This is a genomic window from Haemophilus sp. SZY H56, from assembly GCF_054332415.1.
The window spans coordinates 1-24,904 of record NZ_JBTGNX010000003.1; the positions used below are offsets into that span (position 1 = coordinate 1).

The 24,904-nt window shown below is 38.9% G+C and carries 22 protein-coding genes, 4 tRNA genes and 2 pseudogenes; 20 read left to right on the forward strand and 8 right to left on the reverse strand.

The genetic code is table 11. From position 1 onward, the window contains the following. Positions 1-124: 124 nt before the first annotated feature. On the reverse strand, positions 125-1,618 hold the full coding sequence (locus tag ACXVWP_RS02965) for a PTS transporter subunit EIIC (protein WP_070591435.1): 1,494 nt from the start codon (positions 1,616-1,618) through the stop codon (positions 125-127). A gap of 172 nt (positions 1,619-1,790) precedes the next feature. Here ACXVWP_RS02965 and ACXVWP_RS02970 point away from each other — a divergent pair, with 172 nt between their 5' ends. The 4 genes and pseudogenes from ACXVWP_RS02970 to ACXVWP_RS02985 all read left to right on the forward strand — a co-directional run bounded on the left by ACXVWP_RS02970 (position 1,791) and on the right by ACXVWP_RS02985 (position 6,375). Further along, a complete protein-coding gene (locus tag ACXVWP_RS02970) occupies positions 1,791-2,501 on the forward strand; it encodes a 4'-phosphopantetheinyl transferase family protein (protein WP_297570225.1) in 711 nt (236 codons plus the stop codon). A gap of 128 nt (positions 2,502-2,629) precedes the next feature. Continuing rightward, positions 2,630-3,871: an FtsH protease activity modulator HflK gene (hflK, locus tag ACXVWP_RS02975; protein WP_297570228.1), complete on the forward strand. Its 1,242-nt coding sequence runs from the start codon at positions 2,630-2,632 to the stop codon at positions 3,869-3,871. Then, a complete protein-coding gene (hflC, locus tag ACXVWP_RS02980) occupies positions 3,871-4,758 on the forward strand; it encodes a protease modulator HflC (protein WP_049367835.1) in 888 nt (295 codons plus the stop codon). Before hflK ends, hflC begins: the two co-directional genes overlap by 1 nt. 230 nt (positions 4,759-4,988) lie before the next feature. After that, positions 4,989-6,375: pseudogene (locus ACXVWP_RS02985) on the forward strand (cytochrome c peroxidase). A 409-nt stretch (positions 6,376-6,784) separates the two neighbouring features. On the opposite strand, the gene ACXVWP_RS02990 reads toward ACXVWP_RS02985, so the two are convergent. The 4 genes from ACXVWP_RS02990 to ACXVWP_RS03005 all read right to left on the reverse strand — a co-directional run bounded on the left by ACXVWP_RS02990 (position 6,785) and on the right by ACXVWP_RS03005 (position 7,182). Beyond that, positions 6,785-6,860 (reverse strand) — tRNA-Lys (locus ACXVWP_RS02990). Between the two features lie 50 nt (positions 6,861-6,910). Further along, positions 6,911-6,997, reverse strand: a tRNA-Leu gene (locus tag ACXVWP_RS02995). 28 nt (positions 6,998-7,025) lie between these two features. Beyond that, positions 7,026-7,099, reverse strand: a tRNA-Cys gene (locus ACXVWP_RS03000). A 7-nt stretch (positions 7,100-7,106) separates the two neighbouring features. Further along, a tRNA-Gly gene (locus tag ACXVWP_RS03005) sits at positions 7,107-7,182 on the reverse strand. Positions 7,183-7,437: 255 nt separating this feature from the next. Here ACXVWP_RS03005 and ACXVWP_RS03010 point away from each other — a divergent pair. Together ACXVWP_RS03010 and trxA are read left to right on the forward strand one after the other, a co-directional pair. After that, positions 7,438-8,547 carry a methionine biosynthesis PLP-dependent protein gene (locus tag ACXVWP_RS03010; protein WP_289901322.1) on the forward strand — a complete coding sequence of 370 codons (1,110 nt, stop codon included), beginning with the start codon at positions 7,438-7,440 and terminating at the stop codon, positions 8,545-8,547. Positions 8,548-8,664: 117 nt separating this feature from the next. Next, positions 8,665-8,988: a thioredoxin TrxA gene (trxA, locus tag ACXVWP_RS03015; RefSeq protein WP_049364449.1), complete on the forward strand. Its 324-nt coding sequence runs from the start codon at positions 8,665-8,667 to the stop codon at positions 8,986-8,988. Positions 8,989-9,041: 53 nt separating this feature from the next. On the opposite strand, the gene ACXVWP_RS03020 is transcribed toward trxA, so the two are convergent. Further along, positions 9,042-9,851 (reverse strand): DNA ligase, encoded by an 810-nt coding sequence (locus tag ACXVWP_RS03020; RefSeq protein ID WP_289901321.1) that lies wholly within the window; start codon positions 9,849-9,851, stop codon positions 9,042-9,044. Between the two features lie 199 nt (positions 9,852-10,050). Between ACXVWP_RS03020 and lpcA the strand changes: the two genes are divergently transcribed. The 6 genes from lpcA (at position 10,051) to ACXVWP_RS03050 (ending at position 14,424) form a co-directional block, all read left to right on the forward strand. Then, positions 10,051-10,635, forward strand: coding sequence for a D-sedoheptulose 7-phosphate isomerase (lpcA, locus tag ACXVWP_RS03025; RefSeq protein ID WP_014065007.1), 585 nt, complete (start codon positions 10,051-10,053; stop codon positions 10,633-10,635). A 148-nt stretch (positions 10,636-10,783) separates the two neighbouring features. After that, a complete protein-coding gene (artP, locus tag ACXVWP_RS03030) occupies positions 10,784-11,521 on the forward strand; it encodes an arginine ABC transporter ATP-binding protein ArtP (protein WP_005696556.1) in 738 nt (245 codons plus the stop codon). Positions 11,522-11,532: 11 nt separating this feature from the next. Then, entirely contained in the window at positions 11,533-12,252 is a 720-nt protein-coding gene (locus ACXVWP_RS03035) for a lysine/arginine/ornithine ABC transporter substrate-binding protein (RefSeq protein ID WP_289901320.1), read from the forward strand. 3 nt (positions 12,253-12,255) lie between these two features. After that, positions 12,256-12,927, forward strand: coding sequence for an arginine ABC transporter permease ArtQ (gene artQ, locus ACXVWP_RS03040; protein WP_289901319.1), 672 nt, complete (start codon positions 12,256-12,258; stop codon positions 12,925-12,927). Further along, positions 12,927-13,610, forward strand: coding sequence for an arginine ABC transporter permease ArtM (artM, locus tag ACXVWP_RS03045; protein WP_049375226.1), 684 nt, complete (start codon positions 12,927-12,929; stop codon positions 13,608-13,610). Before artQ ends, artM begins: the two co-directional genes overlap by 1 nt. Positions 13,611-13,725: 115 nt before the next feature. After that, the gene (locus ACXVWP_RS03050; RefSeq protein WP_289901318.1) at positions 13,726-14,424 is read left to right on the forward strand and encodes an SIR2 family NAD-dependent protein deacylase; all 699 of its coding nucleotides are present in this window, start codon (positions 13,726-13,728) and stop codon (positions 14,422-14,424) included. 94 nt (positions 14,425-14,518) lie between these two features. Here ACXVWP_RS03050 and ACXVWP_RS03055 read toward each other — a convergent pair. Further along, a pseudogene (locus tag ACXVWP_RS03055) lies at positions 14,519-14,890 on the reverse strand (virulence RhuM family protein); the annotation flags it as partial. Between the two features lie 159 nt (positions 14,891-15,049). Then, on the reverse strand, positions 15,050-15,283 hold the full coding sequence (locus ACXVWP_RS03060; RefSeq protein WP_289901317.1) for a zinc ribbon domain-containing protein: 234 nt from the start codon (positions 15,281-15,283) through the stop codon (positions 15,050-15,052). Positions 15,284-15,486: 203 nt separating this feature from the next. Between ACXVWP_RS03060 and ACXVWP_RS03065 the strand changes: the two genes are divergently transcribed. From ACXVWP_RS03065 to mraY, 8 genes are all read left to right on the forward strand, one after another. Beyond that, positions 15,487-17,061 carry a carbon starvation CstA family protein gene (locus ACXVWP_RS03065; protein ID WP_289901316.1) on the forward strand — a complete coding sequence of 525 codons (1,575 nt, stop codon included), beginning with the start codon at positions 15,487-15,489 and terminating at the stop codon, positions 17,059-17,061. A gap of 208 nt (positions 17,062-17,269) precedes the next feature. Beyond that, positions 17,270-17,728 (forward strand): division/cell wall cluster transcriptional repressor MraZ, encoded by a 459-nt coding sequence (mraZ, locus tag ACXVWP_RS03070; RefSeq protein WP_005696540.1) that lies wholly within the window; start codon positions 17,270-17,272, stop codon positions 17,726-17,728. Positions 17,729-17,812: 84 nt separating this feature from the next. Further along, positions 17,813-18,781 (forward strand): 16S rRNA (cytosine(1402)-N(4))-methyltransferase RsmH, encoded by a 969-nt coding sequence (rsmH, locus tag ACXVWP_RS03075; protein ID WP_458473239.1) that lies wholly within the window; start codon positions 17,813-17,815, stop codon positions 18,779-18,781. 1 nt (position 18,782) lies between these two features. Further along, positions 18,783-19,103 (forward strand): cell division protein FtsL, encoded by a 321-nt coding sequence (ftsL, locus tag ACXVWP_RS03080; RefSeq protein ID WP_302482248.1) that lies wholly within the window; start codon positions 18,783-18,785, stop codon positions 19,101-19,103. Between the two features lie 14 nt (positions 19,104-19,117). Next, positions 19,118-20,938, forward strand: a complete 1,821-nt coding sequence (locus tag ACXVWP_RS03085) for a penicillin-binding transpeptidase domain-containing protein (RefSeq protein WP_458473240.1) — start codon at positions 19,118-19,120, stop codon at positions 20,936-20,938. Between the two features lie 14 nt (positions 20,939-20,952). Next, the gene (gene murE / locus ACXVWP_RS03090) at positions 20,953-22,422 is read left to right on the forward strand and encodes a UDP-N-acetylmuramoyl-L-alanyl-D-glutamate--2,6-diaminopimelate ligase (protein ID WP_297569999.1); all 1,470 of its coding nucleotides are present in this window, start codon (positions 20,953-20,955) and stop codon (positions 22,420-22,422) included. Between the two features lie 9 nt (positions 22,423-22,431). Continuing rightward, the gene (gene murF / locus ACXVWP_RS03095) at positions 22,432-23,802 is read left to right on the forward strand and encodes a UDP-N-acetylmuramoyl-tripeptide--D-alanyl-D-alanine ligase (RefSeq protein ID WP_297569998.1); all 1,371 of its coding nucleotides are present in this window, start codon (positions 22,432-22,434) and stop codon (positions 23,800-23,802) included. Further along, positions 23,796-24,878 carry a phospho-N-acetylmuramoyl-pentapeptide-transferase gene (gene mraY / locus ACXVWP_RS03100; RefSeq protein WP_329504333.1) on the forward strand — a complete coding sequence of 361 codons (1,083 nt, stop codon included), beginning with the start codon at positions 23,796-23,798 and terminating at the stop codon, positions 24,876-24,878. The genes murF and mraY overlap by 7 nt, the downstream gene beginning before the upstream one ends. The last annotated feature ends 26 nt before the right edge of the window (positions 24,879-24,904 follow it).

The window sequence follows — 24,904 nt, forward strand, 5'->3', positions numbered from 1 at the left end:
CATAAAAAATCTGCACCTCAATTGTTGGTTTGTTGAGTCCAACTTTTGGGGTGCAGATCAATTTTGACCGCACTTTTGTTTTATCACTCAAAAGGGCGGGATAAACGCCCTTTATTTTTAAGAATTAATCTTCTTTTCCTAAGATTTGATTCACTTCACTCTTATAGAGTACGGCTTTAGCACCGAAAATAGCCTGTACACCACCGCCGACTTCAAGCACATCAATCGCGCCTAATTTTTTCAATGTGGCTTTATCAACGGCTTTCACGTCCTTAACAGAAACACGTAAGCGAGTAATACACGCATCAACGTTTTCAATATTTTCAGCGTTACCTAATGCTGCAATAATTTTATGTGCATTTTCAGTCAGTGAACTGGTTTCTTGTTCTACATTTTCTTCGGTTTCTTCACCTCGTCCTGGCGTCATCACATTAAAGATGCGAATCAAGAAAACGAAAGAGAAATAATAGAGCAGAGCCCAAGGAATACCGACGAAAATGACACGCAACCAATGGGTGTTTTCATCACCTTGTAAGATACCGAAGAGTAAGAAATCAATAAAACCACCAGAGAAAGTATTCCCGATAGAGATATTTAAATAATCGGCAATAAAGAAAGACACCCCATCTAAGAATGCGTGGAACACATAAAGCCATGGTGCAACAAACAAGAACATGAACTCGATCGGTTCTGTAATGCCGGTAATGAATGATGTTAGGGCTGCACCAAGGAATAAACCACCAATTTGTGCACGACGTTTTTTCGGTACACAGTGATACATAGCTAAACAGGCAGCGGGTAAGCCAAACATCATGGTATCAAAACGGCCGGCAAAGAAACGCGTCCCTTCAGTAAATAAACCATGGTGATTTGGATCAGCTAATTGAGCGAAAAAGATTTTTTGTGCCCCAACAATCATCTCGCCATTGACCATTTCCACACCACCTAATTCAGAATACCAAAATAGTGGATAAATCATGTGATGTAAGCCAACCGCACCAGATAATCGCATTAAGAAACCGTATAAGAATGTTCCAAATGTTCCCATGGATGCGATGCTTTTACCTGCGGATACGAGCCATTGCTGGAAAGTTGGCCAAATGAGGAAGAAAACTAATCCAACGAAAATAGCTGAAAAAGCCGTCACGATTGGCACAAAGCGAGAACCACCAAAGAAACCTAATACTTGTGGTAATTGGATGTTGTGATAGCGATTGTGTAATTTAACGGTAATCAAGCCCATCACCAATGCACCAATCACACCTGTATCAATACTTTTTACATCAGGAGAGAAAATCGGAATTAATGCGGCAATGGTACCCGTCATAATGAGATACCCGACAACCGCAGCAAGAGCAGCAACACCCTTGTCTCGTTTAGCTAAGCCGATACCTAAACCAATGCACAATAATAAGGCCAAATTAGCGAACACCACGCTACCGGCTGCTGACATGATCTGAAACAGACCTTGCAGCGCCTCATTATTTAAAATTGGATAAGCTTGCACCGTTGCTTTATTGGAAAGTGCACCACCGATCCCGAGTAAAAGACCTGCAGCAGGCAAAATAGCAATCGGCAACATGAATGCCTTACCGACTTGTTGAAGTTGTTTAAACATAGAACCTCCTGTGATTACTTTTTTGAAATGTAACGTATTTAAAGAGAAAAATCTGTGAAACCGCTCACAGTTTCAACCTAACACCTTGCTTTGATGAGTTTTAGCTTATGTTGGCGTGCGGTGGATTTCCTTTTATAATGCAATCAAACTGATATGTTTATTCATTATTTTTATGACAACTTTTATTGCCTACGCCAATATTCAACAACCTTTCTCTTTTGATGAAATCCCTACGGATCTTGTCTCTGAAAATTTGTGTATAGAACCGCAGGGAAATTCTCGGATAACACAACGTCATCAATGCCGTCGATTGGCGCATTTTTTACTTTGGCAGTTGCTAAAAACAGCGGAAAAATCAACCGCACTTTTAGGGCGAATTTATCGTACACAAAGTGATAGACCACAATTTCCCGTCGAGAATATTGATTTTAATATTAGTCACTCTGGTGATTGGGTCGCCGTATTGCTGCATATTAATGAATCAGAAAAAAGTGCGGTCGGTATTGATATTGAATTTTCAAAAAAACGGAATTTTTCTGCGCTCATGGCGCATTTTGCGACACAAGCAGAACAAGAATGGTTTGCTAAACAGCCTGATGCAGACCTGGCCTTTTATCGTTGTTGGTGTTTGCGTGAAGCTGTATTGAAATCACAAGGCATAGGAATAGTGAAGTTATCAAGTGTGACGCATTTGCCTGAACAACTGCAGATCTTTTCAGATTATTGTCCGAAAGGTGCGTTGCTCTTTACGGATGAATTGCCTTTTTACTTTGCGGCATTTATAAATCAGTCAAAAATTCAACCGCACTTTTATCACTGGAATGGAAAAAAATTACTCAAAAAAAATATAAAAAAATCCTTGATTTACCAAGTAAATGAATAAAAGAAAATCCTTGAAAATATTCAAGGATTTTTTATTTTATAAAACTTGATTCGCCACTTGTATTTTCATAGACTAACCCCATTTATTTCGATAAACTCATTAAAATTTTTAGACAAATGGAGAACGTAATGTCGCAAAACGGTCCAGATCAAGATCCTTGGGGTAAACCGGGACAGAGCAGCGGTCCAAAACAGTCAGATAATTCATCAGATAAGCAAAATGAAAATGGCTGGGGCTCGCGAGACAATAAAAATCAGGAGCAATCACCACCAGATATTGAAGAAATATTCAATAATCTGTTGAAAAAATTAGGTGGAGGTAATAAAAAAGGCGGTTCAAATAATACTTCGCCGAATATCCCTTCATTCAATTTAGGTAAAATTTTACCGATCGCCGCGGTGATCGGGGGAATTATTTGGGGTGCAAGCGGTTTTTACACTATCAAAGAAGCGGAACGTGGTGTGACGTTACGTTTTGGTGAGTTTCATTCTACCGTTCAACCTGGTTTGAACTGGAAACCGACTTTTATTGATAAAGTGGTTCCAGTGAATGTAGAACAAGTTCGCGAGCTTAAAACGCAAGGTGCAATGTTAACCAAAGATGAAAACATGGTTAAAGTGGAAATGACCGTACAATATCGTGTGCAAAATCCAGAAAAATACTTGTTTAGCGTGAGCAATGCAGATAATAGTCTCGGACAAGCGACGGACAGTGCGCTTCGTTATGTGATCGGCCATATGACCATGAATGATATTCTGACAACGGGTCGAGCAGTGGTGCGTGAAAATACTTGGAAAGCGTTGAACGATATTATTAAACCTTATGACATGGGGCTTGAAGTTATTGACGTGAACTTCCAATCTGCGCGTCCACCAGAAGAAGTGAAAGATGCTTTCGATGATGCGATTAAAGCACAGGAAGACGAACAACGTTACATTCGTGAAGCTGAAGCTTATGCTCGTGAGAAAGAGCCAATCGCCCGCGGTGACGCACAGCGTATTATCGAAGAAGCGACTGCTTACAAAGATCGAGTTGTGCTTGATGCGCAAGGGGAAGTGGAACGTTTACAACGTCTTCTACCTGAATTTAAAGCTGCGCCTGATTTGTTAAAAGAGCGTCTTTATATTCAAACCATGGAAAAAGTCATGGCAAATACGCCGAAAGTCATGTTAGATGCAAATAATGGTAACAATTTAACCGTATTACCATTAGAACAATTAATGGGTAAAAAAGCGGCTCAACCGACTACTACAATGCCTGAAAGTGCGGTCAGTTCTGCGCCTGTTTCAATACAGGAACGTCGTGTAGAAACGCAAACGGCTCAACCAGTTCAATCAAATGAAGGCATTCGCCAAGGGAGATTTAACTAATGCGTAAATTTTTACTTCCGATTATTGTGGTGATTGCTGCGGTGCTATATTCCAGCGTCGTGGTTGTAACTGAGGGCACTCGTGGCATCATGTTGCGTTTTAACAAAGTACAACGTGATGCAGAAAACAAAGTAGTGGTGTATGAACCAGGTTTGCATTTCAAACTGCCTTTGATTGATAGCATTAAAGTGCTTGATGCACGTATTCGTACCCTTGATGGTTCAGCTACTCGTTTTGTGACAGTCGAGAAAAAAGACTTGTTGGTGGATTCCTATGTAAAATGGAAAATCAGCGATTTCGGTCGTTTCTATACTGCAACGGGTGGCGGCGATTATAACCAAGCTGCAAGCTTATTAAGCCGTAAAGTGAATGACCGTCTGCGTTCAGAAATTGGTACACGTACGATTAAAGATATCGTTTCAGGTACACGTGGTGAATTAATGGCGGGGGCGAAAAAAGCGTTAAATTCAGGGCAGGATAGTACATCTGAATTGGGTATCGAAGTCGTCGATGTTCGCGTAAAACAAATCAATTTACCGGATGAAGTTTCTTCTTCGATTTACCAACGTATGCGTGCAGAACGTGATGCGGTTGCCCGTGAACACCGTTCTCAAGGTAAAGAAAAAGCAGCGTTCATTCAAGCGGATGTGGATCGTAAAGTGACCTTGATCTTAGCGAATGCAAATAAAACTGCACAAGAATTACGTGGTAATGGTGATGCGGCAGCAGCGAAATTATATTCTCAAGCTTTTGCTCAAGAACCACAGTTTTATAGCTTTATTCGTAGTTTAAAAGCGTATGAAAGTAGCTTTGAAGGTTCAGGTAATATGATGATCTTGAAACCAGACAGTGATTTCTTCCGCTTTATGCAAGCGCCAAAGAAATAAACGAGAGATAATAAAACGTAAAGTGCGGTTCGAAATAACCGCATTTTTTATTACTGAATTTTAGGGAGCTCTGTATTTATAAGGCAAAAACACCTGTAATGCAATCAATCGCATCCATAGCCAAATCAAATTAAATCCACATAAAATATAAGCCAATTTTTTGGCATAATCACCTTGCTTTTTAAGCTTTCTCTTTCTTTTTATATTTTATTGATCATTTGGAGGATTAGATGAAAAAACTGATTATTGGCGGAGCAGCCATTGCAGTATTAGGTTATTTGGGGGGGGGGGTATCTACATCAATTTGATAAAGAGAACGCAACCCAACTTTTAATGGAAAATCGTTATACGGGCGAACAAGAAAAAGTGGCAAAAGCGTTGTTTGATAACAGCTGCCAATATTGTCATAGTCCAAACACACCTCTTCCATTTTATTCAAAATTCCCGATTGTGGGTGACCAAATGCAATCGGATATTCAGAATGGGCTTAGAGCCTTCCGCTTAGATCGTTTAGTTGAAGGCTTAAAAGATCCGAGCAAATTATCACAAGCTGATTTAGCAAAATTACAACGTGTACTTGAAAATAACGAAATGCCAATTGCTAAATTCAGACATCTTCACTGGGGAAGTAAACCAGATGAGCAAGAAAAAATGGTGTTGCTTAATTGGATTCGTGAAGCACGTAAAATGTCTCTACCAAAAGAAACACCCAATGTTGATGCTGATCGTTTAGTGCAACCGATTCCAGACAGTATTGCGAAAGATGAAGCAAAAGTTGCGTTAGGCCATGATCTTTTCTTTGATGGTCGTTTATCAGGCGATGGTTCTATTCAATGTCATACTTGTCACCAATTAGATAAAGGTGGGGTGGATAGACTTGATACTTCAACAGGGATTGAAGGTAAAAAAGGTCCGATTAACGCACCAACTGTATTCAATGCCGCATTCAACTTTGTACAATTCTGGGATGGCCGTGCGGCAGATTTAGCGGATCAAGCAAAAGGTCCTCCAACAAATCCGGTAGAAATGGGATCGCACTCTTGGGATGACATCGTGGCACGTTTTGAAATGGATGAAGAGTTCAAAAAAGCATTCTTAAAAGAATATCCACAAGTGACGAAAGAAACCTTAACTCATGCGATTGGTGAATATGAAAAAACATTAATTACGCCAAATAGTGATTTTGACCGTTATTTGAAAGGGGATAAAACAGCTTTGACTGAGCAACAAGTTCATGGTTATGAGTTATTCAAACAACATAAATGCGATACTTGCCATACTGGTGTAGCAATGGGCGGACAATCTTATGAATACATGGGACTCTACGGCGATTACTTTAAAGATCGTGGTATGCCATTAACTGATGCCGATGAAGGTCGATTTGCTCAAACTAAAGATCCATTCGATATGCATCGTTTCAAAGTACCAACCTTACGTAACGTCGCACTTACTGCACCATATTTCCATGATGCGTCAGCAAAAGACTTAAAAGATGCTGTTATTGCAATGTTGAAATACCAAAGCAACGTGCAACAGCCTGCTCAAAAAGATGTTGAAGATATTACCTCTTTCTTAGAAAGTTTAACAGGTGAATTTAAAGGTGAAAAATTAAAATAATCCTTTGAGTTATAAATAGAAACGACTGCAAATGCGGTCGTTTTTTATGAGCGTTGTTTAGCAAAGAGGAGGAAATTCAATAATATAAGCTTATCTTATTTTAGACTAAGTATTCTACGGGAGTAGGACATCAAGTAATTCGGGATAAGCAGCCGCTGAATAGAGATCTTAACTGTAAAATTTACGGGGTTTTACAGTGTTTTTCACTTAAAAGAGATCTGTATAAGTTTGTAGGAGATTACAGTATATTGATTTATAAAGTGTTTTTATCTTTTACGTGATAGTTAATAAGAAATTTTAATTTTATTTTTAATGATTGGCGGCATCGCCACTAAGATAAATAATTTATAAATGAAAGTGTAAAAAAATGGAAATTTAACCGCCACTTTATCGCCACTTAAGAAAGAATTGGTGGGTCGTGAAGGATTCGAACCTTCGACCAACGGATTAAAAGTCCGCTGCTCTACCGACTGAGCTAACGACCCAACTAGATGATTTTAAAGTAAATTTTAAAATCTTTTGATTGGTGTTTAAATGGTGCCCGAAGCCAGACTTGAACTGGCACGCCTCGAAAGGCGAGGGATTTTAAATCCCTTGTGTCTACCGATTCCACCACTCGGGCATTGAGTGATTAACTAACTACGTGGTTATGGAGGCGTGTCCCGGAGTCGAACCGAGCTACATGGATTTGCAATCCAGTGCATAACCGCTTTGCTAACACGCCGTTAGTTTGGAGCGGGAAACGAGGCTCGAACTCGCGACCCCGACCTTGGCAAGGTCGTGCTCTACCAACTGAGCTATTCCCGCATACGCTGTTAGTGCGGTGCATTTTACGGGAATTTGAAATTCTGTCAATCGAAGATCTGAAAAAAAAATTCAAATGTTGAAAAAATCTTCGTTTCGGTTGAAATTACAGCAAAATTTAACACAAGAATATAATTTTCACAGAGTTTTCAATTTCTACTTTTATCGTGAGTGGCTTTATGACAAAATTGGAACGTTTTGCTCTCCATTAAATAAAGAAAAGTGCGGTCAAGTTTTTGCATGTTTTAGAGGTAAATTATGACACAACAATATTCTATCGATACATTATTAGCCCAAGCGGGGAATCGCAGTGATGAACGCACTGGTGCGGTTTCAACGCCAATTTATCTTTCAACGGCCTATGGTCATCATGGGATTGGCGAAAGTACTGGGTTTGATTATACCCGCACGAAAAACCCAACGCGTAGTGTTTTGGAAGATACCGTAGCAAAATTAGAAAATGGTGATCGTGGTTTTGCCTTTTCCTCCGGCATGGCGGCAATTCAAGTGTTGATGAACCTATTTAAAGGTCCTGATGAATGGATTGTGTCAAGTGATGTATATGGTGGAACTTATCGCTTATTAGATTTTGCCTATAAAAATAACAACAGCGTGAAACCCGTTTATGTGAATACTGCTTCTTTAACTGAAATTGAAGCCGCTATTACAGCGAATACAAAAGCAATTTTTATTGAAACCCCATCAAATCCATTAATGGAAGAGTGTGATGTGGCAGAAATTGCGAAGTTAGCGAAAAAACACAACTTGTTAATGATTGTGGATAATACCTTCTTAACTCCAGTGCTATCTCGTCCATTAGATTTAGGCGCAGATATTGTCATTCATAGCGGTACAAAATATATTGCGGGTCATAATGATAGTTTAGTGGGCTTGATTATTGCAAAAGGGCAAGAACTTTGTGATCGTATCGCCTATATTCAAAATGGTGCAGGTGCTGTACTTTCGCCATTCGATTCTTGGTTAACCGTGCGTGGTATGAAAACTCTTTCATTACGTATGAAACGCCATCAAGACAATGCGAAGGCGATTGCGGAATTTTTACGCGAACAACCACAAATTGATAGTGTGTTATATCCAAACAAAGGCGGTATGCTGTCTTTCCGTTTGAAAGATGAAAATTGGGTGAATACGTTCTTAAAATCAATCAAGTTGATTACCTTTGCGGAAAGCTTAGGCGGTACAGAAAGTTTTATTACTTATCCTGCGACCCAAACTCATATGGATATTCCTGAAGCAGAACGTGTCGCCCGTGGTATTACAAACACATTGTTGCGTTTTTCTGTTGGTTTAGAAGATGTGGAAGACATCAAGGCTGATTTATTACAGGCATTTGCACAGCTTAAATAGTTAGTTTTTATCAATCGAACTAATCTGTGCAATTCTATATACCTTGTGCTATTATGCACGGCATCAATTAATGTTAGGTGTTAATTAATCAACATCTTATTAGATAAGGAAATAAAAATGAGCGAAGTATTACATATTACTGATGCAGATTTCGAAACTGCGGTTGTGCAATCAGATATCCCTGTATTAGTGGATTTTTGGGCACCTTGGTGTGGTCCTTGCAAAATGATTGCGCCAATTTTAGATGAAATCGCACCTGAATTCGCAGGTAAAGCAAAAATCGTTAAAATCAACGTAGATGATAACCAATTAGTGGCAGGTCAATTTGGTGTACGTAGTATCCCAACTTTACTACTTTTCAAAAATGGCCAACTTGTTGCAACACAAGTCGGTGCGTTACCAAAAAATCAATTAGCGGCGTTTATTAATCAACACCTATAATTGAGTTATTAAACATAAAAGAGCGGTCAAAAATTTTGATGTTTTGGCCGTTCTTATTTTTTCTCTCGCCAATAAGTGGCAAAACGAGGTTTTCCGGAGTTGGTTAATCCACGATATTTGTAGGTAATCGTGCTGCCAATAGGTGGTGGATTTTCACGCTCATTCAGATTAAATCCTGAACCGATTTTGAATTTTCCACGATGATTTTCACAGGTGAGTGAACCGAGTATATTTTCAAATTGTCCTTTTCCTTTATGATGCTCAACCACCATACATTCTTCATCATAAGCGGTTTTAAGCTTCAAAATTTGTGTACTGCGTTTCCGTTCGTAAGGGGCGTTAGGATTACGTAACACAACCCCTTCACCTTTTTTTGCTTCTACTTCATGTAAATAGTTGAATAAGTGCGTTTTATCTTGGATTGGAATTTGTGGAATAATCTTGATATAAGACGTAGGGTTGTTTTTCAAATAATCTTCTAAGGTTTTGAGACGTTCAAAGAGGTTGCCTGAGGCATTCGGTACATCAAAAACATAAAGTGTTAATTTTGCCCAATTATCACCTTTAAAGGATTTCGTAATAGAAGCAATTTCTTCAAATTGATTACGTTCACTAAATAGCTCACCATCAATGGCAAAAGGTGGAAATTGAGCGGTAAAATAGGCGGGTGCGGGTAAGGGTAATCCTTGACGGCTTAATAGCGCTTTGCCATCCCAATAACCTCGTATCCCATCTAATTTTTCTGACATTACCCAACCTTGAATATCTTGGTTCTCATAGGTGCTTAATAGCATTAAATCACTATCATTTGCCCAAGTTATCAGACTGAATAGCATACAAAGTAATAAATAAACTACTCGCATAATCTCTCCTTTTAAATTGTTTGAGTTTAAAAAGTGCGGTCATTTTTTACAGCGTTTTTAATTGAATTTGTGATTCGTATCGCAAAATAATGAGAAGTAAGCTGGAAAATAGAGAGATAAGAAAGAGCGCTAGATTATTTGAAATGAACGCTATACAATGCCAACACTATCTCGAATTTTAATTTTTAAGGAGAATAAAATGTATTTTGATCAAATTAAAGCGGAGCTTGTGGAAGCACAAGATGTATTAAATAAGTTTGTTTCAGATGATAACAATATCAAACTCATTGAAAAAGCAGCTAAATTGTTAGCCGAAAGCTTTAAAAATGGCGGGAAAGTATTATCTTGCGGTAATGGTGGTTCTCACTGTGATGCTATGCACTTCGCAGAAGAACTAACTGGTCGTTATCGTGAAAATCGTCCGGGTTATCCTGCAATTGCGATTTCTGATGTAAGTCATTTAAGCTGTGTAAGTAATGACTTTGGCTATGAATATGTATTCTCTCGCTTTGTTGAAGCAGTGGGTAAAGAAGGCGATGTTTTATTCGGGTTATCGACATCAGGCAATTCTAAAAATATCTTAAATGCAATTGAAGCGGCGAAAGCAAAAGGCATGAAAGTGATTGCGATGACAGGTAAAGATGGCGGTAAAATGGCAGGCCTAGCGGATGTTGAAATTCGTGTGCCACACTTTGGTTATGCAGATCGTATTCAAGAAATCCACATCAAAGTGATCCATATTTTAATGATGTTAGTTGAATTTGAAATGGCGAAAGAGGCTTAATACACGACAAGCGCGGTTAAAATTCAATGATTTAAAGATCCCAAAAAGTTTTTTGGGATTTTTTATAAAAAATGCTTGCATAAATAATCACTAAAAAGTAATATTTATTCAATCTTACGAATCAATCAAGGATAGCAGTAAACTTAAAATGGCGATTAGTGTTAAAAATTTGAATTTCTTTTACGGTTCATCACAGGCATTGTTTGATATCAATCTTGATGCACAAGAAGGCGATACCGTGGTGTTACTCGGACCAAGTGGGGCAGGGAAAAGTACGTTAATCCGTACATTAAATTTATTAGAAGTGCCAACTTCTGGCGAATTGCATATTGCGAATAACCATTTTGATTTGTCTCAGGCGAATAATAATCCGAAAGCTATTCGTCAACTTCGTCAAGATGTGGGCATGGTATTTCAGCAATACAATCTTTGGCCACATTTAACCGTGATTGAAAACCTAATTGAAGCGCCGAAAAAAGTGTTAGGTATTAGCGAGGAAGAAGCGAAAAAAGATGCATTAGAACTTTTAAAACGTTTACGTTTGGAAGAGCATGCCGATCGTTTCCCGCTTCACTTATCTGGCGGTCAGCAACAACGTGTTGCCATTGCTCGAGCATTAATGATGAAACCGCAAGTGTTGTTGTTTGATGAGCCAACGGCTGCACTAGATCCAGAGATTACAGCTCAAGTTGTTGATATCATTAAAGAACTTCAACAAACAGGCATTACTCAAGTAATTGTAACCCACGAAGTGAATGTGGCACAAAAAGTGGCGACAAAGGTCGTTTATATGGAACAAGGTAAGATTATTGAAATGGGCAGTGCAGATTGCTTTGATAATCCAAAAACCGAACAATTTAAACAATATCTTTCACACTCAGAATAAGGAAACACAACATGAAAAAATTACTTTTAACCGTAATGTTAATGGGCTCAGCTTTTGCTGCGAATGCACAAGAAATCACTTTCGCGATGGAACCAAGCTATCCGCCATTTGAAACAACGAATGAAAAAGGCGAAATCATCGGTTTTGATGTGGATGTAGCGAATGCAATTTGTAAGGAAATTCAAGCAACTTGTCACTTTAAAAGCCAAGCATTTGATGCGTTAATTCCAGGCTTAAAATCTAAACGTTTTGATGCTTCAATTTCTGCGATTGATATTACGGATGCTCGTGCAAAACAAGTGGCATTCTCTAATGCTTACTATGATAGTTCAGCAAGCTATGTAGGGTTAAAAGGTAAAGCAGATTTATCTTCAGCAAAAACTGTTGGTGTTCAAAACGGAACAACATTCCAACAATATACTGCAGCAGAAAGCAAACAATATAATGCGAAAGCTTATGCTAGCCTTCAAGATGCGATCTTAGACTTAAAAAATGGTCGTATTGATATTATCTTTGGTGATACAGCGGTGCTAGCAGATATGATTTCAAAAGAAGCTGAAATTCAATTTGTAGGTGACAAAGTAACAGACAAAAAATATTTCGGTAATGGTTTAGGTATCGCGGTAAATAAATCAAGCAAAGAATTGCTTGAAAGCTTGAACAAAGGTTTGGAAGCGGTGAAAGCAAACGGCGAATACCAAAAAATCTATGATAAATGGATGACTAAATAATCTATGTTTTATGATTATCTTACATTAATTGGACACGCAGCCCTAATGACTTTAGGGCTTGCTATTTGCTCTCTGATTGTCGGTTTATTACTCAGCATTGTTTTTACCGCCTTAGAAGCCAATAAGTATGTATTTATTGCAAAGCCAACGGCGATTATCATTGCTTTATTACGTGGTTTGCCAGAAATCTTAGTCGTATTACTGATTTATTTTGGGTCAACTCAAGTCGTGGAAATGCTGACGGGTGAGTATATCGAATTCAGCGCCTTTGATTGTGGTGTATTTGCATTGTCTTTGATTTTTGCCTCTTATGCTTCACAAACTTTGCGTGGTGCGATTCAAGCTATTCCAAAAGGGCAGTGGGAATCAGGTGCAGCTTTAGGATTAAGCCGTCCTTATACCTTCATTAATTTAATCATGCCACAAGTATGGCGACATGCTTTACCGGGCTTAAGCAATCAATGGTTAGTCTTATTAAAAGATACAGCGTTGGTATCATTAATTGGTGTCGATGATTTAATGCGTCAAGCAGGATACATCAATACCAATACACATGAGCCTTTCACTTGGTATGGCATTGCAGCCTTGATTTATTTAGTGATTACGTTGATCAGCCAAGCGGGGATTCGCAAATTAGAATTACGTTTCACTCGATTTGAACGGGGAGTCGAATAATGTTTCAAGAGTATTTAGCTGTTATTGCTCAAGGTATTCCGACTAGCCTGTTGCTTACGGTTGTCGCATTGTTTATTGCCTTTTTCCTCGCATTGGGCTTAACCTTCTTGCTTTCTATTGGCAATAAATTGGTGAAAAGTGCGGTCAATTTGTTCCTTGTTTTATTTACAGGTACCCCACTTTTAGTGCAATTTTTCTTAATTTATGCCGGTCCTGGTCAATTCCAATGGTTGGTGGACAGCCCATTATGGGGATTATTCTCCAACGCATGGTTCTGTGCAGCATTAGCTTTGGCTTTGAATAGTGCGGCTTATTCAACCCAATTATTCCACGGAGCAGTAAAAGCGATCTCTAAAGGTCAATGGGAAAGCTGTGCGGCATTAGGATTAAGTCGTATGCAGACTTTAAAAATCCTCATTCCTTATGCGTTAAAACGCGCACTTCCTTCTTATACCAATGAAATTATTTTGGTATTTAAAGGTACAGCATTAGCTTCTACCATTACGATCATGGATATCATGGGATACGCACGCCAACTTTATGGTACTGAATATGATGCGCTCACTATCTACGGTATTGCAGGCGGTATTTACCTCATCATTACTGGTATCGCCACTTTATTACTCCGTCAGTTAGAAAATAAAGTGTTGTCATTCGAACGTATTGATACCGCAAAAGCATAAAGTGCGGTCAAAAATAGAAACAAATCGGGCAGTTTAAAAATTGCCCGATTTTTATTATAAATTCGAAGTGAATTTATTTTTCAGGCTTATAATATAAAGTGCTGAGGAGAATATTATGAAACCTATTTGTGTCGTCTTAACGGGTGCTGGAATTAGTGCTGAAAGTGGTATTCCTACTTTTAGAGCAGAAGATGGCTTATGGGCTGGGCATAAAGTGGAGGAAGTTTGTACGCCTGAAGCCTTGCAAAAGAACCGAGCGAAAGTGCTCGATTTCTATAACCAACGCCGTAAAAATGCGGCAGCAGCTAAGCCCAATGCAGCGCATCTCGCCTTAGTTGAACTAGAAAAAGCCTATGATGTGAGAATTATCACGCAAAATGTGGATGATTTACATGAACGCGCAGGAAGTTCAAATGTTTTACATTTGCATGGAGAATTGAATAAAGCTCGTAGTAGTTTTGATGAAAGCTATGTTGTGGATTGTTTTGGCGATCAGAAATTAGAAGATAAAGATCTAAATGGACACCCAATGCGCCCTTACATCGTCTTTTTTGGCGAAATGGTGCTGATGTTAGAACGTGCTGTGGATATTGTTGAACAAGCGGATGTGGTATTAGTGATTGGCACTTCTTTGCAAGTATATCCAGCCAATGGCTTGGTCAATGAAGCCCCAAGCAAAGCGCCAATTTACTTGATCGATCCAAATCCCAATACAGGTTTTGTTCGTAAGCAAGTGATTGCCATAAAAGAAAAAGCAGGCGAGGGGGTGCCGAAGGTGGTGGCAGAGTTATTAGAGAACATCAAAAATACATAGAAAAACGACCGCACTTTTTAAACAAATAGCGAATTTAGTCGCTATTTATCATTACTTCTCTTGTTTCTGCTTAAGCATATATAATAAGCCTAATAATGGTATAGCCTTGAGTCAGATATTCTTTTAAACGTGCAGTTGCCCAACGGCGGAAACTAATGCCTTGTTTAGATTTTACTCTATAACCAACAGAGATAATCATATCTAAATCATAATGCTCAATTTCACGATTGACTTGGCGTTTACCTTCTTGGCGAACTATCCGGAATTTCCGGATAGTTGATTCTTTCTCTAGTTCTTCGTCATCAAATATATTGGTAATGTGCTCATTGATGGTGCGAATATCCTTACCAAATAACATGGACATCTGCGCTTGGGAAAGCCAAACGGTGTCATTTTCAAATCTTACTTCTACTTGCGTTGTGCCATCTTGAGCTTGGTAAATTTCAATTGGGTTTTGGTTATTCATGTTCTTTTCCTTAATAATTTACATGTATATATAAACAGATAAATATACATATTGCAATACAGGTAATTGAAATGAAACTAGCGTTTTCTTCAACGACACGACGGATTGGGTTCTGATTAAAGTGCGGTCAAAATTCTTATCGTTTTTTGACCGCACTTTTTATTCTCCTGTCAGCCAGCTTGCGAGCAAAATAACGAGGGTGAAAATAGCGAACCAGATAAGGTGAAGTTTAGTGCTTTTTCGATTGATTTCGGCATTTTGCTGGCATCGTTCTTCGAGTTTTTGTTTATAAATTTCAAGATCTTCTACTTTAAAAGAAAACCCACAATTTGGACAAAATTGAGCGGATGCGCTGATTTTTTTACGACATTCAGGGCAGCGAGTAAGAGCCATTGATGATCCTTTTTTAATTATTTGAATTTATGAGCTTATTGTAAGTGAAAAAAGTGTAATGATAAACGTGACATGGATCACAAAATTGAAACAATGTAAAAATTAAAATTTTTGATTTTGAGAATTTTAACTTAGAATACCGCCGACGAAGTCTAGCGTATGGCTAGATTTCGGTATTCATTTATTCCTGAGGAGTATTTTTTATGTTGTGGTTTTTCTTCTGCGTGGCGTTATTGCTTGCAGGTTATTTCTTTTATAGTCGAGTGATTGAGCGCATTTTTGTGATCAATCCAAATCGTCAAACGCCTGCGTATACCATGAATGATGGCGTTGACTATATGCCAATGTCTAAAACTAAGATTTGGTTAATTCAATTATTAAATATTGCGGGTACTGGTCCAATCTTTGGTCCGATTCTTGGTGCGTTATATGGACCAGTAGCTATGCTTTGGATTGTCATTGGTTGTATTTTTGCCGGTGCAGTACACGATTATTTCTGCGGAATGTTAAGTGTGCGTAATGGCGGAGCATCTATGCCTAACCTCGCAGGTAAATACTTAGGTCGTCCGGTTAAAGCATTTATTAACATCTTAGCGGTTGTTCTTTTATTATTAGTGGGAGTGGTATTTGTAGCAAGTCCAGCTCAATTAATGGGTACGATTACAATGGATGTATTAGGTGCTTCTGCGGGAGGACTTTCTATCAGCAATGCAGAAGAGATTCATCATGCGGTTGAAGCAGGTGGTATTACCGTTTGGGGTATGGATAAAGCGACGGTTATCAGTGTTTGGACTGCTATCATCTTCATTTACTATATTCTTGCGACATTACTTCCTGTTGATAAAATTATTGGTCGTATCTACCCGTTCTTTGGTGCATTATTGCTCTTTATGTCTGTTGGTATGGTATATGGTTTAGTCAGTGCAGATCTTAGTTCAGCAGATCCGATTTCTTTCTATCGTTCTGTGGACGGTATGTCTTTTGAGAAATTCTTCCAAAATTTTGAAACCCGTGGGGATTTACCATTATGGCCACTCTTGTTCTTAACAATCTCTTGTGGTGCATTATCTGGTTTCCACGCAACACAAAGCCCATTAATGGCGCGTTGTACTGAAAACGAAAAAGAAGGACGTTTCATTTTCTACGGTGCGATGATAGGCGAAGGTATAATTGCATTAGTATGGTGTGCGGTTGGTTTGAGTTTTTATGATTCTTTACCGGGTCTATTGGAAGCGATTAAAGCAGGCTCTCCATCTAAGGTCGTTTATGACTCTTCAATTCATTTCTTGGGCTTGATTGGTGGCATTTTTGCAGTATTAGGTGTGGTTGTTCTTCCAATTACATCAGGCGATACAGCATTCCGTGCGGCACGTCTTGTTATTGCAGAATTTTTCCATTTAGAACAAAAAACCTTAGCTAAACGTTTAATTATTGCTGTGCCATTATTCGTGGTTGGTTATATCGTATCAAAAGTGGATTTCTCTATCTTATGGCGTTACTTCACTTGGGCGAACCAAACTACTGCGATGGTTATGTTATGGACTGCAGCTGCGTATTTATATCGCTATAATAAATTCCACTGGATATGTACAATCCCTGCGGCATTTATCAGTACAGTATGTTTCACTTACCTTGCATACAACAAAATCGGTTTTGGTTTAGACTATCAATTATCTGTTTATATCGGCTTAGGCTTAACAGTACTTTGTTTAGTTTTATTCTTCACACAGCTTAAACCATTAGGTAATCGTGATGAAGAAGCGTATGTAAATAACTAATTAAATCGAGTTAAAAATTGAAAACCGTTTGAGTAAAATCTCAAACGGTTTTTTTGTTTATGTTATTACCAGAATTTACTAATCTTTACGTTTTAATTGCTTGCAAGTTAAGGCTACAACCGATAAACTTACACAAAGTGGTGAAAAGTGGAATTTTGTGGAGAATTCTGTCAATTTTTTCTAAAAATAAAGGTTTAAAGCTAGAGAAATGTTTCGTGGGGCAGCAGCGGTAAATTTAGATGCAAAGGGTCGAGTAGCGATTCCTACGCGTTACCGTGCTGAAATCATGGAAAAGAACCAAGGCCAAATGGTTTGTACCGTTGATATTCGTCAGCCTTGTTTATTACTTTATCCTTTAGATGAATGGGAAAAAATCGAACAAAAACTACTTTCACTTTCCAACTTTGACCCAAACCAACGCCGCTTACAACGTGTGATGCTCGGTTATGCCACAGAATGTGAAATGGATGCGCAAGGTCGTATCTTATTAAGTGGTCCATTGCGCCAACACGCAAAATTAGAAAAAGGTTTAATGTTGGTTGGGCAGTTGAACAAATTTGAAATTTGGAGCGATACCGAATGGTATGCACAAATTGATGAAGATATCGAAATTGGCTCAAGTGCTGAATTCGGTGCTTCTGAAGAACTAAAAATGCTGTCATTATAGAACAGCAGCACTAGCAGGATAAGCGGTGCAAGTACCGCTCTATCTTTTCTTTATCGATTTTGATTTAACATTTACTTTTTACTTATGACTATGCAAAATTCCTTTTCTGCACCTGAACATATCACGGTTTTGCTTCACGAAGCGGTGAATGGTTTGGCGTTGAAAGAAAACGGAATTTATATCGATGGGACCTTTGGTCGTGGTGGTCATTCTCGTCTTATTCTCTCCCAACTTTCTGAACATGGTCGTTTAATTGCGGTAGATCGCGATCCTCGTGCGATTGCTGAAGCTGAAAAAATTCAAGACCCTCGTTTTCATATCGAACATACAAGCTTTTCACACATTCCAGACATCTGTCAAAAACTTGATTTAGTTGGTAAAGTTGACGGAATTTTGCTGGATTTAGGCGTGTCATCTCCACAGCTTGATGAAGCTGATCGTGGTTTCAGTTTTATGAAAGATGGTCCGTTAGATATGCGTATGGATACCACACAAGGTTTATCAGCAGCAGAGTGGCTAAAACAAGTATCTGTTGATGATTTAACTTGGGTGTTAAAAACCTTCGGCGAAGAGCGTTTTGCAAAACGAATTGCTACTGCCATCGTAGAATTCAATAAAAGTGCGGTCAAAAATGGCACAGAATGTTTAAGTCGTACTTCTCAGCTCGCTGAATTAATTGCTCAAGCTGTGCCGTTTAAAGATAAACATAAGCATCCTGCGACGCGTAGTTTCCAAGCCATTCGAATTTATATTAATGCGGAATTAGATGAATTAGAAAGTGTACTAAATTCTGCATTAGATATGTTGGCACCAGAAGGACGTTTATCGATTATCAGTTTCCATTCACTTGAAGACAGAATGGTAAAACATTTCATGCGTAAGCAAAGCAAAGGCGAGGATATTCCAAGAGGTTTACCACTACGTGAAGATCAAATTCAACGTAATCAAAAGTTAAAAATCATTGGTAAAGCGATTCAGCCGAGTGAGGCAGAAATTTCGGCAAATCCACGCTCAAGAAGTGCGGTTTTACGTATTGCGGAAAGGGTGAAATAAGATGTTAGAAAATAGCGAACGTTATCCTTTACAACATATTCTCGTTGAAGATATTTTTTCTTCTAATAAATTAATTGTTATCTTACTTTTATTAATTTTAGCTTCTGCAATGGGCACAATTTGGATGACACATCAAACACGAGGCCTAATTTCTGAAAACGGGCAGTTGGTATTGCAACATCAAGCCCTTGAAAACGAATATCGCAATTTGCAATTACAAGAAGCAACCGAAAGTGATAATACAAGAGTTGAATCCATTGCGATTGGTACATTAAAAATGCAACGTGTTCAAAGTGAACAAGAAGTGGTTATTTTTGAATAGGGATTTTGAATAAAATGGTTAGATTTAATTCCTCTAAGAAACCAGCAAAGCCAAAGAAAACAATTAGAAAATTGGCTCAACCAGCGTCAGTAAAACCAAACAAACCGAAAATGGTGTTTGAGAAATGTTTCCTTCGTGGTCGTTATCTCATCGCGACAAGTTTTATTTTCTTAGGCTTAGGCGCATTAGTGGCTCGTGCTGCTTATGTGCAATCGGTTAATTCTGAAACCCTTTCTGGTGAAGCGGACAAACGTTCATTACGTAAAGATGACGTGCTTTCTGTTCGAGGATCAATTTTAGATCGTAATGGCCAATTGTTATCGGTGAGTGTGCCGATGAGTGCAATTGTGGCTGAACCGCGTTTAATGCTAAAAGAAAATGCATTAGATGACAAAGAACGTATTAAAGCCCTTGCTAACGAATTAAATATGACACCAGCTGAGTTGGTGAAAAAAATTGAGAAAAATGCAAAATCAGGTTTTTTGTATTTAGCGCGTCAAGTAGAAGCGAGCAAAGCGAATTATATTCGTGACCTCAAAATTAAAGGTATTTCATTAGAGACTGAACCACGTCGATTTTATCCACGTGTAGAAGAAGCGGCTCAATTAATCGGCTTTACCAACATTGATGGTAAAGGGATTGAAGGCGTTGAGGCAAGTTTCAACTCTATGTTAGTGGGGAAAGACGGTGCGCGTGTTGTACGTAAAGACAAACGTGGTAACGTGGTTGAGCATATTGCAGATGAGAAAAAATACGATGCACAAGATGTAACCTTAAGCATCGATGAAAAATTGCAATCAATGGTATACCGCGAAATCAAAAAAGCAGTAACTGAGAACAAAGCTGAATCTGGTACTGCGGTATTGGTAGATGTGCGTACGGGTGAAGTATTAGCAATGGCAACAGCGCCTTCTTACAACCCAAATAACTTGGCTAATGTGAAAGATGAATTAAAACGTAACCGTGCGATTACGGATACCTTTGAACCAGGTTCAACAGTAAAACCTTTCGTTGTTTTGACCGCTCTTCAACGTGGTGCAGCGAGACGTGATGAAGTGATTAATACAGGTTCATTTACCGTAAGTGGTAAAGAAATTGTGGACGTGGCACCTCGCCCACAACAAACCTTAGATGAAATTTTGATTAACTCTAGTAACCGTGGTGTGACTCGTCTTGCGTTTCGTATGCCACCTTCAGCATTAATGGAAACTTACCAAAATGCTGGTTTAGGCAAAGATACAGAGTTAGGCTTAATTGGTGAGCAACGTGGTGTATTAAATGCAAACCGTAAACGTTGGGCGGATATCGAACGTGCAACTGTGGCTTATGGTTATGGTTTCACTTCAACACCATTACAAATTGCGCGTGCCTATGCTACTTTAGGGAGCTTCGGGATTTATCGTCCACTTTCTATCACTAAAGTTGATCCGCCGGTTATTGGTCAACGTGTTTTCTCTGAAAAAATCACGAAAGACGTCGTGGGTATGTTAGAGAAAGTGGCAATCAAAAATAAACGTGCGATGGTTGAAGGGTATCGTGTAGGCGCGAAAACCGGTACAGCGCGTAAAGTTGAAAATGGTCACTATGTTCATAAATATGTGGCATTTACAGCGGGTATTGCACCAATTAGCGATCCACGTTATGCACTCGTTATTTTGATCAACGATCCGAAAGCAGGACAGTACTATGGTGGTGCGATATCTGCGCCAGTATTCTCGAGCATTATGGGTTATACCTTGCGTGCTAACGGTATTGCGCCAGATGCAGAACCAACAGAAAAAACAGCAAGACGCACTGTTCGCTTAAGCGATCAAAAACTTGAAAAAATGAATTAAGAAAAGGCAAAACAATGAAAAAATTGACCGCACTTTTTGATCTTCCGGTGCTTTCAGACATTAATGTGAAGGCGATGGTGTTAGACAGCCGCAAAGTGACCCAAGGTGATTTGTTTGTGGCAGTAAAAGGGCATCGTTTTGATGCGAGTCAATTTGTTCCTCAAGCCATTTCTTCTGGTGTAAGTGCGGTTATTTTAGAAACAGATTTAGAAAACGAGCATTTGAGCATCCAATGGCAAAATAATGTGCCTGTGATTCATTATTATCATTTATCTGCCAATCTTTCGGCGTTGGCAGGTCAATTCTATGAAAATCCTTCAGAAAAATTGACTTTAGTCGGCGTCACGGGAACAAACGGTAAAACCACCGTTTCTCAATTGTTAGCCCAATGGGCTACGCTGTTAGGTCATAAAGCAGCAGTTATGGGCACGATTGGTAATGGTTTATTAGGTCAAGTTAAGGAAGCTAAAAATACCACAGGTTCAGCCGTTGAAGTTCAAGCAAACCTCGCTGATTTTGTAGAGAAAGGGGCTGATTTTGCATCTATCGAAGTGTCTTCACATGGTTTAGCTCAATATCGTGTTGAAGCGCTCAAATTTAAAGCTGCTATTTTTACCAATTTAAGTCGCGATCATTTGGATTATCACAAAACAATGGAAAAGTATGCCGAAGCTAAAAAACGTTTTTTCGTTGATTTAGCATCTGAATTACAAATTCTTAATGCTGACGATCCCATTGGGGCCGCATGGTTAAATGAATTACCAAATGGTATCGCAGTCAGCTGTCACCCCAATTTCCATCCAACATCTCAACAATGGCTTTATGCTACTCAAATTCGTTTTACTCATGAAGGAGCAGTCATTGAGTTTGTATCAAGTTGGGGGAATGGCACATTACATAGCCCATTAATTGGCGCTTTTAACGTGAGTAATCTGTTGTTAGCCACGGCTGTTTTATTGGCTTTAGGTTATTCTTTCGATGATCTTATCCGTACTGTTTCACAACTAAAAGGAGTAAATGGAAGAATGGAACTTATTAAAAAAGCAGAAAAACCAACGGTTATCGTTGATTATGCGCATACTCCAGATGCGTTAGAAAAAGCATTGAATGCTGCTCGTGAGCATTGCAAAGGTAAACTTTGGTGTATCTTTGGCTGCGGCGGTGATCGTGATGCAGGCAAGCGTCCATTGATGGCAAAAGCTGCAGAACAATTTGCTGATTTAGTGATCGTAACCCAAGATAATCCACGCACAGAAGAGCCAAATAAAATTGAGGCAGATATTCTTACGGGTTTTAGTCGAATGGAAGATGTTGGTGTCATTCCGGATCGCGAAGAGGCCATCAGATTTACGATTGAAAATGCCGTTGAAAACGATGTGATTGTGATTGCCGGTAAAGGCCATGAAAACTATCAGATCATTGGTGATAAGACACTTCATTTCTCCGATCAAGAAGTGGCGGAAGCCTATTTAATGAAAAAATAAAAAAACAGAATGATTAAACTTACTACCCAACAGCTTGCCCAAATATTCAATGCCAAACTGATTGGTGATGGGCAGGCCGTTGTTGAAAATATCAATACTGATACGCGCAAAGCGGTATCTAACTCGCTTTTCTTTGCGTTAAAAGGTGAGCATTTTGATGCCCATCAATACTTAGATAAAGCCGTTGAGCAAGGTGCAACAGCCTTAGTTGTGCAACAAGCCAATACTGAAATAGTAACGCCTCAATTAGTTGTTGCAGATACGCGTTTAGCGCTTGGTCAATTAGCAAAATGGTTACGTGAAAAAATTAATCCTCGTACCGTAGCGATGACGGGTTCATCAGGTAAAACCACGGTGAAAGAGATGACAGCATCCATTTTGCAACAAACGGCAGGTAATGCAGAAGCAGTGCTATTCACTAATGGTAATTTCAACAACGATATTGGGGTACCACTCACATTATTACGCTTAACCGAACAACATAAATTTGCCGTTATTGAATTAGGTGCAAATCATCAAGGTGAAATTGATTACACGACGCATCTTGCTCAGCCAGAAGCAGCACTAGTGAATAACGTGGCAGCTGCACATTTAGAGGGTTTTGGTTCCATTGAAGGTGTAGCACGTGCAAAAGGTGAAATCTACCGCGGTTTAACTCAAAATGGCGTGGCGATTATTAACAGCGAACATAATTATATTGAATTATGGCAAAAAGAAATTGGTTCCCATGCTATTCAATATTTCAATGGGCGTGATTACAAAGCTGAAAATGTCAAACATGCACCTAATGGCTCGATGTTTACGTTAGTTTCGCCAAAAGGTAGTATTGAAATTAATTTGCCTTATTTAGGTGAGCATAATGTAAAAAATGCCTTGGCTGCGACCGCACTTGCTATGAATGTGGGCGCGAGTCTTGCTGATGTAAAAGCAGGTCTTGAACATCGCTCTCAAGTAAAAGGACGCTTATTCCCGATTCAAGTGAATGAAAATCTACTTTTATTAGATGATACTTACAATGCGAATGTTGATTCTTTACAAGCTGCGATTGATGTTTTAAAAGGTTATGATGCTTTCCGTATTCTACTTGTGGGCGATATGAAAGAATTAGGCGAGGATAGCCTAAAATGTCATCAACAAGTGGGCGAACATGCAAAACAAGCTAAATTAGATTTAGTGCTTTCTTACGGAATAGAAAGTGCGGTCATTTCTGAAGCTGTTTTTGGAAAACATTTTAAAGATAAAGCTGAATTGAAAGCTTATGCGTTAGATATTATTAAACAGAAATTACAAGAAAACCAAAAAGTCGTCGTATTAGCGAAAGGCTCGCGCTCAATGAAAATGGAAGAGACGATTTATTCATTAAAGGATAGCTTATGTTAGTTTGGCTTGCTGAATACTTAGTTCACTATGAAACGGCATTCAATGCCATTTCCTATATTACCGTACGTGCGATTTTGGCATTATTGACCGCACTTTTCATTTCTTTATGGATTGGTCCGAAAGTGATCAAACGCCTTCAAATTTTAAAATTTGGCCAAGAAGTGCGTAATGATGGTCCTGAAAGTCATTTTGCGAAAAAAGGTACACCAACCATGGGCGGTGTGATGATTTTATTCTCCATCGGCGTAAGTACGTTATTATGGGCCAACTTAACGAATCCTTATGTTTGGATTTGTTTATTTGTGCTATTTGGCTATGGTGCAATTGGCTTTGTGGATGATTTCCGTAAAATCACGCGTAAAAATACCGATGGTTTAATTGCGCGTTGGAAATATTTCTGGATGTCAGTCGTCGCATTAGTGGCGATCATTTGGTTGTATTGGTTAGGTCATGATACAGATGCAACTCGTTTAGTGATTCCATTCTTCAAAGATATCATGCCACAATTAGGCCTATTCTATATTGTGTTGTCTTACTTTGTAATTGTGGGTACAGGTAATGCGGTAAACTTGACCGACGGTTTAGATGGTCTTGCCATCATGCCAACAGCATTAGTGGCTGGTGCATTTGCTTTGATTGCATGGGCGACCGGTAACGTTAATTTTGCAGAATACTTACATATTCCTTACATCAAATATAGTTCTGAAGTCGTGGTATTCTGTACTGCAATCGTAGGGGCAGGCTTAGGATTCTTATGGTTTAACACTTATCCGGCTCAAGTCTTTATGGGCGATGTGGGGTCTCTAGCACTTGGTGGCGCACTTGGTGTTGTTGCCATCCTTGTTCGCCAAGAATTCTTATTAGTGATTATGGGCGGGGTATTTGTTGTTGAAGCCTTGTCTGTGATTTTGCAAGTGGGTTCTTACAAATTAAGAAAACAACGTATTTTCAGAATGGCACCAATTCATCACCACTTTGAATTGAAAGGTTGGCCAGAACCAAGAGTGATTATTCGGTTTTGGATTATATCCTTGATGTTAGTGTTGATGGGGCTTGTAACGCTCAAACTAAGATAATTTTTGTAGGGTGCACTTGTTGCACC

Bases quoted from the DNA above. Each gene is read 5' to 3' on its own strand.
- murF (WP_297569998.1), top strand. From the start codon at position 22,432: ATGATTAAACTTACTACCCAACAGCTTGCCCAAATATTCAATGCCAAA.
- hflK (WP_297570228.1), top strand. From the start codon at position 2,630: ATGTCGCAAAACGGTCCAGATCAAGATCCTTGGGGTAAACCGGGACAG.
- artM (WP_049375226.1), top strand. From the start codon at position 12,927: ATGTTTCAAGAGTATTTAGCTGTTATTGCTCAAGGTATTCCGACTAGC.
- trxA (WP_049364449.1), top strand. From the start codon at position 8,665: ATGAGCGAAGTATTACATATTACTGATGCAGATTTCGAAACTGCGGTT.
- ACXVWP_RS03020 (WP_289901321.1), bottom strand. From the start codon at position 9,851: ATGCGAGTAGTTTATTTATTACTTTGTATGCTATTCAGTCTGATAACT.
- ACXVWP_RS03050 (WP_289901318.1), top strand. From the start codon at position 13,726: ATGAAACCTATTTGTGTCGTCTTAACGGGTGCTGGAATTAGTGCTGAA.
- ACXVWP_RS03010 (WP_289901322.1), top strand. From the start codon at position 7,438: ATGACACAACAATATTCTATCGATACATTATTAGCCCAAGCGGGGAAT.
- ACXVWP_RS03085 (WP_458473240.1), top strand. From the start codon at position 19,118: ATGGTTAGATTTAATTCCTCTAAGAAACCAGCAAAGCCAAAGAAAACA.
- murE (WP_297569999.1), top strand. From the start codon at position 20,953: ATGAAAAAATTGACCGCACTTTTTGATCTTCCGGTGCTTTCAGACATT.
- artP (WP_005696556.1), top strand. From the start codon at position 10,784: ATGGCGATTAGTGTTAAAAATTTGAATTTCTTTTACGGTTCATCACAG.
- ACXVWP_RS03065 (WP_289901316.1), top strand. From the start codon at position 15,487: ATGTTGTGGTTTTTCTTCTGCGTGGCGTTATTGCTTGCAGGTTATTTC.
- ACXVWP_RS03035 (WP_289901320.1), top strand. From the start codon at position 11,533: ATGAAAAAATTACTTTTAACCGTAATGTTAATGGGCTCAGCTTTTGCT.
- mraZ (WP_005696540.1), top strand. From the start codon at position 17,270: ATGTTTCGTGGGGCAGCAGCGGTAAATTTAGATGCAAAGGGTCGAGTA.
- ftsL (WP_302482248.1), top strand. From the start codon at position 18,783: ATGTTAGAAAATAGCGAACGTTATCCTTTACAACATATTCTCGTTGAA.
- ACXVWP_RS03060 (WP_289901317.1), bottom strand. From the start codon at position 15,283: ATGGCTCTTACTCGCTGCCCTGAATGTCGTAAAAAAATCAGCGCATCC.
- lpcA (WP_014065007.1), top strand. From the start codon at position 10,051: ATGTATTTTGATCAAATTAAAGCGGAGCTTGTGGAAGCACAAGATGTA.
- mraY (WP_329504333.1), top strand. From the start codon at position 23,796: ATGTTAGTTTGGCTTGCTGAATACTTAGTTCACTATGAAACGGCATTC.
- artQ (WP_289901319.1), top strand. From the start codon at position 12,256: ATGTTTTATGATTATCTTACATTAATTGGACACGCAGCCCTAATGACT.
- ACXVWP_RS02970 (WP_297570225.1), top strand. From the start codon at position 1,791: ATGACAACTTTTATTGCCTACGCCAATATTCAACAACCTTTCTCTTTT.
- ACXVWP_RS02965 (WP_070591435.1), bottom strand. From the start codon at position 1,618: ATGTTTAAACAACTTCAACAAGTCGGTAAGGCATTCATGTTGCCGATT.
- rsmH (WP_458473239.1), top strand. From the start codon at position 17,813: ATGACTATGCAAAATTCCTTTTCTGCACCTGAACATATCACGGTTTTG.
- hflC (WP_049367835.1), top strand. From the start codon at position 3,871: ATGCGTAAATTTTTACTTCCGATTATTGTGGTGATTGCTGCGGTGCTA.